The 12,898-nt window shown below is 72.7% G+C and carries 14 protein-coding genes; 4 read left to right on the top strand and 10 right to left on the bottom strand.

Annotated elements, in window-relative coordinates; all coding sequences use genetic code 11:
* Window positions 1-23 precede the first annotated feature (23 nt).
* The 5 genes from ESZ52_RS04950 to ESZ52_RS04930 are packed head-to-tail and all read right to left on the bottom strand — an operon-like array spanning window position 24 to window position 4,302.
* A complete protein-coding gene (locus ESZ52_RS04950) occupies window positions 24-1,184 on the bottom strand; it encodes an acyl-CoA dehydrogenase family protein (protein ID WP_131103952.1) in 1,161 nt (386 codons plus the stop codon).
* Window positions 1,185-1,189: 5 nt separating this feature from the next.
* A complete protein-coding gene (locus ESZ52_RS04945) occupies window positions 1,190-1,372 on the bottom strand; it encodes a hypothetical protein (RefSeq protein WP_131103951.1) in 183 nt (60 codons plus the stop codon).
* Window positions 1,373-1,420: 48 nt separating this feature from the next.
* The gene (locus ESZ52_RS04940) at window positions 1,421-2,440 is read right to left on the bottom strand and encodes an LLM class F420-dependent oxidoreductase (RefSeq protein WP_131103950.1); all 1,020 of its coding nucleotides are present in this window, start codon (window positions 2,438-2,440) and stop codon (window positions 1,421-1,423) included.
* Between the two features lie 34 nt (window positions 2,441-2,474).
* Window positions 2,475-3,008: a 5-(carboxyamino)imidazole ribonucleotide mutase gene (gene purE, locus ESZ52_RS04935; RefSeq protein WP_131103949.1), complete on the bottom strand. Its 534-nt coding sequence runs from the start codon at window positions 3,006-3,008 to the stop codon at window positions 2,475-2,477.
* A complete protein-coding gene (locus ESZ52_RS04930) occupies window positions 3,001-4,302 on the bottom strand; it encodes a 5-(carboxyamino)imidazole ribonucleotide synthase (RefSeq protein WP_238154475.1) in 1,302 nt (433 codons plus the stop codon). The genes purE and ESZ52_RS04930 overlap by 8 nt, the downstream gene beginning before the upstream one ends.
* 96 nt (window positions 4,303-4,398) lie before the next feature.
* On the opposite strand from ESZ52_RS04930, the gene ESZ52_RS04925 reads away from it, so the two are divergent.
* Entirely contained in the window at window positions 4,399-4,929 is a 531-nt protein-coding gene (locus tag ESZ52_RS04925) for a GtrA family protein (RefSeq protein ID WP_131103948.1), read from the top strand.
* Here ESZ52_RS04925 and ESZ52_RS04920 read toward each other — a convergent pair.
* The 4 genes from ESZ52_RS04920 to ESZ52_RS04905 form a co-directional block, all read right to left on the bottom strand.
* Entirely contained in the window at window positions 4,895-5,959 is a 1,065-nt protein-coding gene (locus ESZ52_RS04920; protein ID WP_131103947.1) for a sensor histidine kinase, read from the bottom strand. The genes ESZ52_RS04925 and ESZ52_RS04920 overlap by 35 nt on opposite strands.
* Window positions 5,960-5,962: 3 nt before the next feature.
* On the bottom strand, window positions 5,963-6,652 hold the full coding sequence (locus tag ESZ52_RS04915; RefSeq protein WP_131103946.1) for a response regulator transcription factor: 690 nt from the start codon (window positions 6,650-6,652) through the stop codon (window positions 5,963-5,965).
* A gap of 126 nt (window positions 6,653-6,778) precedes the next feature.
* On the bottom strand, window positions 6,779-7,573 hold the full coding sequence (locus tag ESZ52_RS04910; RefSeq protein WP_131103945.1) for an enoyl-CoA hydratase/isomerase family protein: 795 nt from the start codon (window positions 7,571-7,573) through the stop codon (window positions 6,779-6,781).
* Between the two features lie 22 nt (window positions 7,574-7,595).
* The gene (locus ESZ52_RS04905) at window positions 7,596-8,390 is read right to left on the bottom strand and encodes a biotin--[acetyl-CoA-carboxylase] ligase (RefSeq protein ID WP_131103944.1); all 795 of its coding nucleotides are present in this window, start codon (window positions 8,388-8,390) and stop codon (window positions 7,596-7,598) included.
* Between the two features lie 24 nt (window positions 8,391-8,414).
* Here ESZ52_RS04905 and ESZ52_RS04900 point away from each other — a divergent pair, with 24 nt between their 5' ends.
* Both ESZ52_RS04900 and ESZ52_RS04895 read left to right on the top strand, forming a co-directional pair.
* Complete coding sequence (locus ESZ52_RS04900; RefSeq protein WP_131103943.1) at window positions 8,415-10,052, top strand: acyl-CoA carboxylase subunit beta; 1,638 nt, start codon at window positions 8,415-8,417, stop codon at window positions 10,050-10,052.
* Window positions 10,049-10,300, top strand: a complete 252-nt coding sequence (locus tag ESZ52_RS04895) for an acyl-CoA carboxylase subunit epsilon (RefSeq protein ID WP_131103942.1) — start codon at window positions 10,049-10,051, stop codon at window positions 10,298-10,300. Before ESZ52_RS04900 ends, ESZ52_RS04895 begins: the two co-directional genes overlap by 4 nt.
* 73 nt (window positions 10,301-10,373) lie before the next feature.
* Here ESZ52_RS04895 and ESZ52_RS04890 read toward each other — a convergent pair whose 3' ends face one another.
* The gene (locus ESZ52_RS04890; protein WP_131103941.1) at window positions 10,374-11,030 is read right to left on the bottom strand and encodes an MOSC domain-containing protein; all 657 of its coding nucleotides are present in this window, start codon (window positions 11,028-11,030) and stop codon (window positions 10,374-10,376) included.
* A gap of 166 nt (window positions 11,031-11,196) precedes the next feature.
* On the opposite strand from ESZ52_RS04890, the gene ESZ52_RS04885 reads away from it, so the two are divergent.
* Complete coding sequence (locus tag ESZ52_RS04885; RefSeq protein ID WP_131103940.1) at window positions 11,197-12,882, top strand: DUF885 domain-containing protein; 1,686 nt, start codon at window positions 11,197-11,199, stop codon at window positions 12,880-12,882.
* Window positions 12,883-12,898: the final 16 nt, after the last annotated feature.

Genomic DNA, 12,898 nt, shown 5'->3' with positions numbered 1-12,898 from the left:
GCCACCGGTGGGCGCCGTCCGCCTCAGCCCTTGAGCAGCTGGCGGGCCATGACGATGCGCTGGACCTGGTTGGTGCCCTCGTAGATCTGGGTGATCTTGGCGTCGCGCATCATCCGCTCGACCGGGAAGTCCTTGGTGTAGCCGTAGCCGCCGAAGAGCTGCACCGCGTCGGTGGTGATCTCCATCGCCGCGTCCGAGGCGTAGCACTTGGCCGCCGCCCCGAAGAACGGCAGGTCCGCGTCACCCCGCTCGGACTTCGCCGCAGCCACGTAGACCATCTGCCGGGCCGCCTCCAGCTTCATCCCCATGTCGGCGAGCATGAACTGCACACCCTGGAACTCCGCGATCGCCTTGCCGAACTGCTGACGCTCCTTGACGTAGGCCACCGCCGCGTCCAGCGCCCCCTGGGCGATCCCGACCGCCTGCGCCCCGATGGTGACCCGCGTGTGGTCCAGGGTGCGCAGCGCGATCTTCAGCCCCTCGTTCAGGCCGCCGACCATCCGGTCCCCGGGGATGCGGCAGTTGTCGAAGTGCAGCTCACGGGTGGGGCTGCCCTTGATGCCCAGCTTCTTCTCCAGGCCGCCGAAGGTGAACCCCTCGTCGTCCTTCTCCACCACGAACGCGGTCACGTTGCGGCCCCGCGGACCGTCGGGGTCGGTGACCGCCATCACCGTGTAGTACTCGGACTCCCCGGCATTGGTGATCCAGGACTTCTGCCCGTTGAGGACCCAGGAACCATCCGGCTGCTCGACCGCCCGGCACGTCATCCCGGCCGTGTCGGAGCCGGCGCCGGCCTCGGAGAGCCCGTAGGAGAACATCGCCTCACCGCGCGCCACCGGCGGCAGGTACTTGGCCTTGACCTCCTCGCTGGCAGCCAGGATCAGCGGCATCGTGCCCAGCTTGTTCACCGCCGGGATCAGCGAGCTGCTCGCGCAGACCCGCGCCACCTCCTCGATGACGATGCACGTCGCCAGGGCGTCAGCGCCCACGCCGTCGTACTCCTCGGCGATGTGCGGGGCCTGCATGTCGGTGGCCACCAGCGCCTTGAGCGCCTCGTGCGGGAACCGCGCCTGCTCGTCCACGTCCGCGGCGTGCGGCGCGATCTGCTCCTCGGAAATCTCCCGGATCGCCTCGCGCAACGCCTCGTGGTCCTCGTTGATCCGGAACAGGTCGAAGTCGCTCATACGGCTCAGCCTACCTGCGCTCTCCCGTGCGCTGACGCCGACGTCAAGCCGGTCTGGCGGGCCGGGGTCAGGCCGCCCGGGCCCCGCGGTTGGCGGCCCGCCATCCGGGTGAGGCCCCACACCAGCGCTCCGACCATGGCGAGCGAGAGCCCGCCGAGCAGGCCCATCACCAGGTTGGTCTGGCTCACCGCGCAGGGTCCCGACGGACAGCGCGGGCCTCGGACGTCATCCTGCTCTCACCCGCGCAGCGCCGGGATGACCTCGTCCTCGAAGAGCTCGATCCCCGAGGTGTCGTAGGCAGCCTCCGCGAAGTAGGTGATGGCGTAGGTCATCCCCTGCCCCTGCAGGCCCTGGAGCGTCTCGGTGATCTGCTCCGGCGTGCCCACGGCGGGCTGGGTGCGCAGGTTCTCCACCGACCGGGCCGCGGTGTCCTCGGCGATGCCGCCGCGGACCATCCGGTCCTTGATCCCGGCCAGCCGGTCGGTGACCTCGGCCTCGTCCCGGCCGATCACCACGTTGTAGTTGGCGGACCGGGTGATGGCCTCGAAGTCGGTGCCGACCTCGGCACAGTGCTCCTGCAGGATCCCGGACTTGCGGGCGAACCCTTCCGGGGAACCGTCGAAGTTGGTGTAGTCGGCATACTCCGCGGCGATCCGCAGCGTCTTGCGCTCACCCCCGCCAGCCACCCACAGGGGTATGCCGTTGCGCTCGCTGCCCTCGAACGCCGTCCCCTGCAGCGGCCGGGGCCAGCACAAGGCCCCGTCGACCTGGTAGTGCTCGCCGTCCAGCGTGGCCGACCCGGTGGTCCACATCTGGCGGAAGATCTCCACCCCCTCGCGCAGCCGGGCCAGGCGCTCGCCCGCACCGGGGAAGCCGTAGCCGTAGGCGCGCCACTCCTGCTCGTACCAGCCCGCGCCGATGCCCATCTCCACCCGCCCGCCCGAGATCGCGTCCACCGTCGCGGCGACCTTGGCCAGGTAGGTCGGCTCGCGGTAGCTCATGCAGGTGCACATCTGCCCCAGCCGGACCCGCCCGGTGGTGGCCGCGAGCGCCGCCATCAGCGTCCACGCCTCGTGGGTCGCCTCCTGGGTCGGCTCCGGCGTGGTGTGGAAGTGGTCGTAGACCCACAGCGACTCCCACGCCTCCTCGCCGTCCAGCCGCTGCGCGAGGTCGAGCATCACCCCCCACTGCTGCTCGGGTGCGATCCCGACGAGATCCGTCCGCCAGCCCTGGGGCACAAACATTCCGAAGCGCATTGACCCAACCTACGTCGTCCCCCGACGGTCGCGGTCAGGCGCGTCGCGCGCGCAGCCGCTCGCCCTTGGCGTGGGCCTGGTCGCGCAGGTCGTCCGCGAACCGGGTCAGCTGCGCACGCCATGCGGCAGCCTGCTCCCCCTCGCCCGCCGCCAGCATGCGCACCGCCAGCAGGCCCGCGTTACGCGCACCGGCCACGGACACGGTCGCGACCGGGATGCCAGCCGGCATCTGGACGATCGAGAGCAGGCTGTCCATCCCGTCCAGGTGCTTCAGCGGCACCGGCACCCCGATCACCGGCAGCACGGTGAGCGAGGCGAGCATCCCGGGCAGGTGGGCTGCCCCACCCGCGCCGGCGATGATGACCCGCAGCCCCCGACCTGCCGCCTGCTGGCCGTAGGCGACCATCTCGGTCGGCATCCGGTGCGCCGAGACCACGTCCGCCTCGTGCGGGACGCCGAACTCCTCCAGCACCTGGGCCGCGGCCTCCATCACCGGCCAGTCGCTGTCGCTGCCCATCACCAGACCGACCAGGGGCGCGCCCGTGCTCGTCGCGGCAGGCTCACTCATCGATGACTCCTTGCAGGTAGTCGGCGGCGTGCCGGGCCCGCTCGCGCAGCTCCTCCAGAGACTCCGCGCTGCCGTCGCCACCGAAGACGGTGACGTGGCCCAGCTTGCGACCGGGGCGCACGCCCTTGCCGTACAGGTGGATCTTCAGCCCGGGGTCCCGGGCCATCAGGTGCCGGTAGGTCGGGTACAGGTCGGGGTGCTCCCCGCCCAGGACGTTGCCCATCACGGTCCAGGGGGACCGGGCCGACGGGTCACCCAGCGGCAGGTCGAGCACCGCGCGCAGGTGCTGCTCGAACTGGCTGGTCACCGAGCCGTCGATGGTCCAGTGGCCGCTGTTGTGCGGGCGCATGGCCAGCTCGTTGACGAGGTAGGTCGTGCCTCCGGCGGTCCCGTTCTTCGTGCCCTCGTCATCGGCGCCGTCCGCGCCCTCCACAGGCCCGGCCACCTCGAACAGCTCCACCGCCATCACCCCGGTCACCCCGAGCTCGCCGGCGATCCGCAGCGCCCCCTCGACGGCGGCGACGGCGAGGTCCTCGTCCAGGTCCGGTGCGGGCGCGAGCACCTCGGTGCAGATCCCGTCGGTCTGCACGGTCTCCACCACCGGCCAGGCAGCCGCCTGCCCCGACGGGCTGCGGGCGACCATCACCGCCAGCTCGCGGGTGAAGTCCACGGCCTCCTCCAGCAGCAGCCCGTCGACGAGGCCGGCCTCCCCCACGCCGGCCAGCCACGGCTCCACCTCGGCCAGGCTGCGGCATACCTGCACCCCCTTGCCGTCATACCCGCCCCGGGGTGCCTTGACCACGACCGGCCAGCCCACATCCGCGGCGAACTCCTCCACCTCCCGCGCGGTCCGCGCCTGCGCCCAGCGGGGGCAGGGCAGCCCGAGCTCGGTCAGCCTGCGCCGCATCGCCAGCTTGTCCTGCGCGTGTACGAGAGCGGCCGGCGAGGGGTGCAGGGGTATGCCGTCCGCCTCCAGCGCGGCCAGGACGTCGGCGGGCACGTGCTCGTGGTCGAAGGTGACGACGTCGCAGTGGCGGGCGAACTCCCGCACGGCCGCCAGGTCGGTGTGCTCCCCGATCGGGCTGTGCGGCACGACCAGCGCGGCGCTGGCGGTCGGCGACTCCGCCAGGACCGACAGGGTCAGCGACAGCGCGACGGCCGGAGGCTGGCACATCCGCGCCAGCTGGCCTCCCCCGATGACGCCCACCACCGGGAAACCACCCTCGGCCCGGACCGGGGCGGACGTGGCTGCGGGGGACGGGACCGGGTGCGAGGAGGTCTGCTCGGCGCTCACCCGGCAACCCTACCCAGCGGCACCGACCTTTCCGGCGCGGCGCCGTGCCGCGCAGCGGTCGGCGTCACCAGCAGCGCCACCTAGACTTCTGTGCCCGTGACCTCTGCCCACCTCAGTCTGCTCGCCCGCCTGCGGGCCGCCTGGAGCACCCTGGTGGCCGAGGTGGCCAAGTTCGGCACGGTCGGCGCGGTCGCCTTCGTGGTGGACGTGGGGCTCTACAACGTGCTGGTCTTCGGCCTGCCGACGGCCGGTCCCGGGCCGCTGAGCGAGGCTCCGCTGCTGGCCAAGGCGGTCGCGACGACGGTGGCGACGGTGGTCGCCTGGTGCGGCAACCGGTGGTGGACCTTCCGACGGCAGCGGCGCACCGCCAAGACGGCGGAGTTCGCGCTCTTCGTGCTCTTCAACGCCATCGGGCTGGGCATCGCGCTGGCCTGCCTGGGCTTCTCCCGCTACGTGCTCGGGCTGGACAGCCAGCTGGCCGACAACGTCTCCGGCAACGGGATCGGGCTGGCGCTGGGGACGCTGTTCCGGTTCTGGGCCTACAAGCGGTTCGTCTTCCGCGGCCACCTCGAGGCGGGCCGGGGCGACCGGCTCAGCGGGTCATCGACAGCGGCAGGTAGCAGGTGAAGACCGGCGGGCGGACCGTGGTCAGCTCCAGCCGGCCGCCCACCGCCTCCGCCGTGGCGCGCGCCACCGACAGGCCCAGACCGGTCCCTTCACCCGAGGTCTGACCCCGGTCGAAGATCACCCGGGCCAGCTCCCGCGGCACGCCCGCCCCCTGGTCGGCCACGGTGAACACCGCGGACGGCCCGGACCGGCCGACGTGGACACGCACCCGCCCCGCGCCGTGGATGAGGGCGTTCTCCACCAGGGTGTTGAGGATCTGGCTGATGGCCGGGGAGCTGGCCTCCACGATGATCCCCCGCTCGCACGTCAGCGAGATCTCCCGCCCGGCCTCGTCGAAAGCCGGCGTCCACTCCTGGGCCAGGCTGGACAGGACCATGTCGACCGCGCTCAGCGCGCCGCCGCTGGCGTGCCCGGGGCGGGTGCGGCGCAGCAGCTCGTCGACCACCCCGGTCAGCCGCTCCACCTGCCGGATCGCGATCTCGGCCTCCTCCCGGGCAACCGGGTCGTCGCACTGGGCGATCTCCTCCAGCCGGAGCAGCAGGGCGGCCAGGGGGGTGCGCAGCTGGTGGGAGGCGTCGGCGGCGAAGGACCGCTCGAAGACGAGGGCCTTGGCGAAGGTCGAGTGGTGTCGGTCGATCTCCCGGGCGACCGCGTCCACCTCGGGGATGCCGGACCTCAGCGGCTCCGGCTCCACGAACCGCCCCGGACGGGCCTTGGGGTCCAGGGCGAAGCCGCCGGAGGCCATCTCGTCGGTGCGGTGCGCCAGCAGCCGCAGCGGTGCCGCGATCCGCTCCGAGGTGCGGTCGGCGAGCGGCCGGACCATGGACGCGGCCACCGCCAGCGCGGCGCCGCAGACCAGCAGGAAGATCGGCAGCGCCACCCACAGCGGCATCGCGTCGTCCGCCCCCGCGTCCATCCGGGCGTTCTGCGCCTCCCGCAACGCCCACATGACGACCGTGCCGGCCCCCGTGACCACCCCGCCGACCGTCAGGGTCACCCGCACCGTGTGCTCGCGCAGGATCGCTCGCACGGGTCAGGCCGGCTCGTCCGGGTCGTTCTGGAAGCGGAAACCCACCCCGCGCACGGTGACGATGTGGCGGGGGTGCTGGGCGTGGTCGCCGATCTTGCGACGCAGCACCGAGACGTGCATGTCGAGGGTCTTGGTCGAGCCGAACCAGGTGTCCCACACCTCGCGCATCAGCACCTCGCGGGAAACCACCCGCCCCTCCTCGCGCATGAGCACGCGGAGCAGCTCGAACTCCTTGGTCGTCAGCCGCACCTCGCGGTCGTGCAGGAAGACCCGCCGGGCCCCGACGTCCATCCGCAGCGCGGCGCCGGTGTGCTCCGGCGGCGCGCCGGGTCCCCGCCGCAGCAGCGCCCGGACGCGCGCGAGCAGCTCGCCGAGACGGAACGGCTTGGTGACGTAGTCGTCGGCACCGGCGTCCAGGCCGACAACCGTGTCCACCTCCTCGGTGCGGGCGGTGAGCATGAGGACCGGCAGCGTGCTGCCGCGTTCCCGGAGGGTCCGGCACACCTCGACGCCGTCGAGCAGGGGCAGACCCAAGTCGAGCACGAGCAGGTCGTAGGCACCCTCCCCGGAGGCCTCGCTCAGGGCCGCGCGGCCGTCGGCGGCGACGGTCACCTCATACCCCTCGCGGCGCAGCGCGCGCTCCAGCGGCTCGGAGATCGTGGGGTCGTCCTCCGCCAGCAGGACCCTCGTCACGTGATCCCCTTCCGTCGCACTGTCGTCCCTCTCGTCGCTGTCAACACCCTCGGCACCACTCGGCACTCCCGGAACCCTCGCGACTCTCGCGCCAGCGGGCCTGTCCCGGCCAGTATGCGGTGTGCGTCATCGGCCGGGCCACTCCGGCGTCCGCTTCTCGGCGAACGCGGCCACTCCCTCGCGGCGGTCGCCGCTGAAGGCCGTGGCCCGCCAGGCGCCGTCCTCGATCTCCAGGCCCGCGGCCAGGTCGGTGCCCATCCCCAGGCGCATCGCCTGCTTGGCGTTGCGGACGGCCACCGGGCTGTGGGCGGCGATCTGCGCAGCCAGCTCCAGCGCCCGCTCCCGCGCGGAGCCGGCTGCGACCAGCTCGTCGACGGCTCCCAGCTCATGGGCCTGCGCCGCGGTCATCCGGCGGGCGGTGAAAATCACCGACGCCGCCCGCGACCAGCCGACCCGCCGGGTGAGGAGCTGGGTGCCGCCTCCGCCGGGGATGACCCCCACCCCGACCTCGGGCAGGGCGAGCATCGCCGCCTCACCGGCAACGATCAGGTCGCAGGACAGCGCGATCTCCATGCCGCCGCCGAGCGCGTAGCCCTCCACCGCCGCCACTGCCGGCACCGGGAGGTCGAGCACCCCCCGGTAGGCCTTCCGGGTGATGAGCCGGTGCTCCATCATCTGGGCGTCGGTGAAGCCGTTGCGCTCCTTGAGGTCGGCACCGACGCAGAAGGCCCGGTCGTGCGCACTGGTGACCACGACCGCCCGTACGCCGCCGTCCGCGGCCAGCTGGGCCGTGGCGGCGGTGATCTCCTCGGCGAAGGCCGTGGAGATGGCGTTCATCGCCTCCGGGCGGTCCAGGGTCAGCTCGACCACATGGCCACCCTCACCATGTCGGGTCAGGTGCAGCATGCTCGGTGCGTCCATGCCTGGCAAGGTTACTCACAGGTCAACCGGGGTGTGGCCCCGGGCGGAGGTGCTCGACGTCCCCGGCGTGGTGCTCGGACCGCCCGCCCGGACCCTGGAGGACCAAGGCCCCGTCGGCGGCCACGTCCACCGCCGTGCCGGTCATCCCCGTGCCTGCGGCGCCGTGCACCACCACCGGCCGGCCGAGCGTGCCGCACGCCTGCCGATAGGCCTCGCGCACACCGTCGACCCGACCCGCCGTGAGCTCGTCGTGCAGGTGGGCGAGATGGCTCAGGTAGGCGTGCAGGAAGGCCTCCCGCGCCCCGTCCGGCAGCGGGGCACCGCCCCGGCAGAGGCGCCAGGACGTGGCGGTGGGCACCGGGAGCTGGTCGACGTCGTGGTCGACGTTGAGCCCTGTGCCGACCACGATGGTCCCGCCGTCGGCGACCTGGGCCAGGATGCCGGCGAGCTTCCCGGGGCGGGCCCCGGTCTCGACGAGGACGTCGTTGGGCCACTTCAGCGTGACGTCGAGGCGCCAGCGGCTCGTGCGGAGGGCGGCCCGGACCGCCAGGCCGGCGGCGAGCGGCACCCAGCCCACGACCGAGGCGGGCAGCGGGGGCACGACGGCGGAGATCGCCATACCGGTCCCGGGGGGCGAGGACCAGGTGCGGCCCCGGCGCCCCTGGCCAGCCGACTGATGGTCGGCCACGACCACGCGGCCAGGGCGCGGGTCCAGCAGCGCCTCCGAGTTGGTCGACCCGACCGTCGCGTGGGCCTCCGGCTGCTCCCATCCCCACGGGGGTCCGGACGGTACGGGTGCCCACTTCGACGTGCTCATGGGCACAAGGCTAAGTTGATGCCCATGACCGACACCGTCAACGCGGACTCGCAGGGCGAGCAGGACTCCGGCGACGGCCCGGACCTGCGCACCACGGCCGGGCGTTTGCAGGACTACCACGCGCGGGTGGAGGCGGCGGTGCACGCCGGCTCGGCCAGTGCGGTGGAGAAGCAGCACGCGAAGGGCAAGAAGACCGCCCGCGAGCGGATCGAGGACCTGCTGGACGAGGGCAGCTTCACCGAGCTGGACGCCCTGGCCCGGCACCGGTCCACCGCTTTCGGGCAGGAGAAGAAGCGCCCGTACGGCGACGGGGTGGTCACCGGCTACGGCACCGTCGACGGGCGCCCGGTCTGCGTCTTCGCCCAGGACTTCACCGTCTTCGGTGGCTCCCTGGGCGAGGTCTTCGGGGAGAAGATCGTCAAGGTGATGGACCTGGCGATGAAGATCGGCTGCCCGGTCGTGGGCATCAACGACTCCGGTGGCGCCCGCATCCAGGAAGGCGTCGTGGCGCTCGGTCTCTACGCCGAGATCTTCAAGCGCAACGTCCACGCCTCCGGCGTCATCCCCCAGATCTCCCTGGTCATGGGCCCGGCCGCCGGCGGCGCGGTCTACTCCCCGGCCATCACCGACTTCGTCGTCATGGTCGACCAGACCTCCCACATGTTCATCACCGGCCCCGACGTCATCAAGACCGTCACCGGCGAGGACGTCACCTTCGAGGACCTGGGCGGGGCCCGCACCCACAACACCGTCAGCGGCGTGGCCCACTACATGGGCGCCGACGAGGACGACGCGATCGACTACGTCAAGGAGCTGCTCAGCTACCTGCCGCAGAACAACCTGGAGGACCCCCCGGCCTTCGACCCCGACATCGACGAGGAGGTCGGGCCCGAGGACGAGGCGCTCAACACCCTCATCCCCGACTCCCCCAACGTCCCCTACGACATCAAGGCGGCCATCGAGACCGTCCTGGACGACGGGGAGTTCCTGGAGGTCCAACCCCTCTTCGCGCCCAACATCGTCACCGGCTTCGGCCGCGTCGAGGGCCGCTCGGTCGGCGTCGTGGCCAACCAGCCGCTGCAGCTGGCCGGCACCCTGGACATCGACGCCTCGGAGAAGGCCGCCCGCTTCGTACGCACCTGCGACGCCTTCAACATCCCCATCCTGACCTTCGTCGACGTCCCCGGGTTCCTGCCGGGCACCGACCAGGAGTTCGGCGGCATCATCCGCCGCGGCGCCAAGCTGCTCTACGCCTACGCCGAGGCCACCGTGCCCCTGGTGACCATCATCACCCGCAAGGCCTACGGCGGCGCCTACGACGTCATGGGCTCCAAGCACCTGGGCGCCGACATCAACCTGGCCTGGCCCACCGCCCAGATCGCGGTCATGGGTGCCCAGGGCGCGGTCAACATCCTCTACCGCAAGCAGCTGCAGGCCGCCGCCGAGGAAGGCGGACCCCAGGCCCTGGAAGCCGAACGGGCCCGCCGCATCCGTGAGTACGAGGACACCCTGGCCAACCCCTACGTCGCCGCCGAACGCGGCTATATCGACGCGGTCATCGAGCCCAGCGCCACCCGCGTCGAGGTAGCCCGGGCCCTGCGCCACCTGCGCTCCAAGCGCACGACCCGCGCCCCGCGCAAGCACGGGAACATCCCGCTGTGAGCGACGAGCCCGCCGCCCAGAGGCCGGACCCCGACACGGACGTCGCCGGGCCACCGGTGGTCCGCGTCGTGCGCGGCAACCCGAGCCCGGCCCAGCTCGCCGCCCTCACCGTGGTGCTCTCCGCCGCGGGCGGGGGTCCGGAGGCCGAGCCGCCCCGGCGGACGCTGTGGACCAACCGCGCCCGCTACGCCCGCCCGCGTCCCGCGGTCGGTCCCGGCGGCTGGCGCGCCTCCGCCCTGCCCCGCTGAGGGGGCCGTCCCGCCGGCCACTCACGTGCGGCGGGTCAGCCGCACCACAATGCGTCGACCTGGCGGCGGTGCCTCAGGTCGCCGGCGCGAACCGGCGCACGAGCCGCTCGTGGTACATCGGCGGCAGGCACCGGGCCTCCAGCACCCTGCGACCGGCGTCGTCGTCCCCCATCGCCGAGGCGAAGGCCGTGCGCATGTCGACGTCGTGCGCGGGCGGCTCCAGCACCTCGACCAGGTCGCCGGGCCGGACCTGACCCGGGACCACCACGCGAAAGTAGCTGCCGCAGCGGCCGCGCTCGGTGAACCGGCGCACCCAGGCCCGTTCGCCCAGGTGTCGCTGGAAGGTGGCGCAGGGGGTGCGAGGGACCGACACCTCGAGCACCACCTCGTCGCCGACTCGGACCCGCTGGTTGATCAGCAGAGCCTCCAGGTTCAGCCCCTCCGTGGTGAGGTTCTCCCCGAACATCCCGTCCGAGAGCCCTCGCCCGAGCTCGCCCTCCCACCAGTCGAGCTCCTCGCGGCTGAAGGCGTACACCGCCTTCTGGGCGCCGCCGTGGTGCTGGGCGTCGCCGATGAGGTCGCCCACCACGCCCGGCCCGTCGCCATACCGAGGACCGGGGGTGAACAGCTCGATCCCCGACGCCGCGCGCTTGTCGATGCCGGTCGTCCGCGGCGTGCCGGGGTCGGGCTTGGGGTGAGCCAGGTTCGTGGAGCGGATCCGTCCGGTCATGACCAGAGGGTATGCCGCGCCTGCCGCCAGCCCGCAGCGGCATCGACTGCTGCACCTGTGCACGCACGGGCGCGCGGTCGCGTGCATGACCGCGTCATCCGGTGACCGCATGCGTGGCCTCGACCGGGCGTGGCTGGGTGGGGTCGCCGACAGGTAGGTTGCTGTCGTGACCGAGCAGAGCCGCCAGCAGACCGAGATCGACCGCCTCGCCGAGGCCCACCTGGACGCCGCCGTGGCGCTGAGCCCCCTGGAGGCGACCTACCTGGGGGTGCCCGGGCAGGACCACGCCATCGACGACCTGTCGGTCGAGGGACTGCGGGCCCAGCGTGAGCTGGCCGGCCGGACCCTGGAGCAGCTCGGTGGGCTGCTGCCGGAGGATGACGTGGACCGGGTGACGGTCGCCGCCCTGCGCGAGCGCCTGGGTCTGCAGGTCGAGGAGCTGGACCTCGTCCTCGCCGGCCGGGCACCGGTCGACCTCAACGTCATCGCCTCCGCCCCGCAGGAATTGCGCGACATCTTCGACATCATGGGCAAGGACACCCCCGAGCAGTGGCAGAACATCGTGGCCCGGCTCGAGGCGATGCCGGTCGCGGTGGAGCAGTACGTCTCCGCCCTGCGCTGGTCCGCCGAGCAGGGGCAGGTCAGCCCCCGCCGCCAGGTCGACCGCGTCGCCGAGCAGTGCCGCGACCAGGCCGGGGACGAGGCGAGCACCTTCGACGCCCTGCTGACCGAGGCCGGGGGCCAGTCCGAGCAGCTGCAGGCCGGCCTGGCGGCCGCGGTCCGGGGCGCCAAGGCGGCCTTCGGCACGCTCGCGGCATACCTGGAGACGGAGCTGGCCGCCCTTGCGTCGGAGTCCGACGCGTGCGGCCGGGAGGTCTACGCGCTGCGCTCCCGCGGCTTCCTCGGTGCCCAGATCGACCTGGAGGAGACCTACGCGTGGGGCCAGGAGGAGCTGGCCCGGATCACCGCGATGATGGAGGAGACCGCGGAGCAGATCCGTCCCGGCGCCACCGTCAAGGAGGCGGTGGCGATCCTCGACGACGACCCCCGCTACCAGCTCGAGGGCACCGAGGCCCTGCGCGAGTGGATGCAGGTCAAGGCGGACGAGGCGGTGGCCCAGCTGGCCGGCACCCACTTCGACGTGCCGGAGCCGGTCCGCACCATCGAGTGCATGATCGCACCCAGCCAGACCGGCGGGATCTACTACACCGGCCCCTCGGAGGACTTCTCCCGGCCCGGTCGGATGTGGTGGTCGGTGCCCAAGGGCGTCACCCGGTTCTCCACCTGGCGCGAGCTGACCACCGTCTACCACGAGGGCGTGCCGGGCCACCACCTGCAGATCGGGCAGACCGTCTACCGCTCCGAGCTGCTCAACCGCTGGCGCCGGCTGGCGTCCTGGACCTCCGGGCACGGGGAGGGCTGGGCGCTCTACAGCGAGTGGCTGATGGCCGACCTGGGCTACATGGACGACCCCGGGGACCGGATGGGGCTGCTCGACGGCCAGTCGCTGCGGGCGGCGCGGGTCGTGCTCGACATCGGCGTGCACTGCGGCTTCGAGGCCCCGGCAGAGGTCGGCGGGGGCGCCTGGACCTACGACAAGGCCTGGCAGTTCCTGCAGAACCACGTGAACATGGACGAGGGCTTCGTCCGCTTCGAGCTGGACCGCTACCTGGGCTGGCCCGGCCAGGCCCCCAGCTACAAGATCGGCGAGCGGCTCTGGCTGCAGCTGCGCGACCAGGTGCGCGAGCGCGAGGGCGAGGACTTCGACCTCAAGGCCTTCCACCGCCGGGCGCTGGACATCGGCGGGGTCGGGCTGGACACGCTGCGGGCCGCGGTGCTCGGCGAGCTCTGAGACCCCCCACCGAGAG

Source organism: Ornithinimicrobium sufpigmenti, assembly GCF_004322775.1.
GTDB lineage: Bacteria > Actinomycetota > Actinomycetes > Actinomycetales > Dermatophilaceae > Ornithinicoccus > Ornithinicoccus sufpigmenti.
The sequence above is the reverse complement of the archived record's forward strand: the minus strand, read 5'-3'. Positions and strand labels throughout refer to the sequence as shown.

Bases quoted from the DNA above. Each gene is read 5' to 3' on its own strand.
- ESZ52_RS04890 (WP_131103941.1), bottom strand. From the start codon at position 11,030: ATGACCGGACGGATCCGCTCCACGAACCTGGCTCACCCCAAGCCCGAC.
- ESZ52_RS04940 (WP_131103950.1), bottom strand. From the start codon at position 2,440: ATGCGCTTCGGAATGTTTGTGCCCCAGGGCTGGCGGACGGATCTCGTC.
- purE (WP_131103949.1), bottom strand. From the start codon at position 3,008: ATGAGTGAGCCTGCCGCGACGAGCACGGGCGCGCCCCTGGTCGGTCTG.
- ESZ52_RS04900 (WP_131103943.1), top strand. From the start codon at position 8,415: ATGACCGACACCGTCAACGCGGACTCGCAGGGCGAGCAGGACTCCGGC.
- ESZ52_RS04905 (WP_131103944.1), bottom strand. From the start codon at position 8,390: ATGAGCACGTCGAAGTGGGCACCCGTACCGTCCGGACCCCCGTGGGGA.
- ESZ52_RS04950 (WP_131103952.1), bottom strand. From the start codon at position 1,184: ATGAGCGACTTCGACCTGTTCCGGATCAACGAGGACCACGAGGCGTTG.
- ESZ52_RS04910 (WP_131103945.1), bottom strand. From the start codon at position 7,573: ATGGACGCACCGAGCATGCTGCACCTGACCCGACATGGTGAGGGTGGC.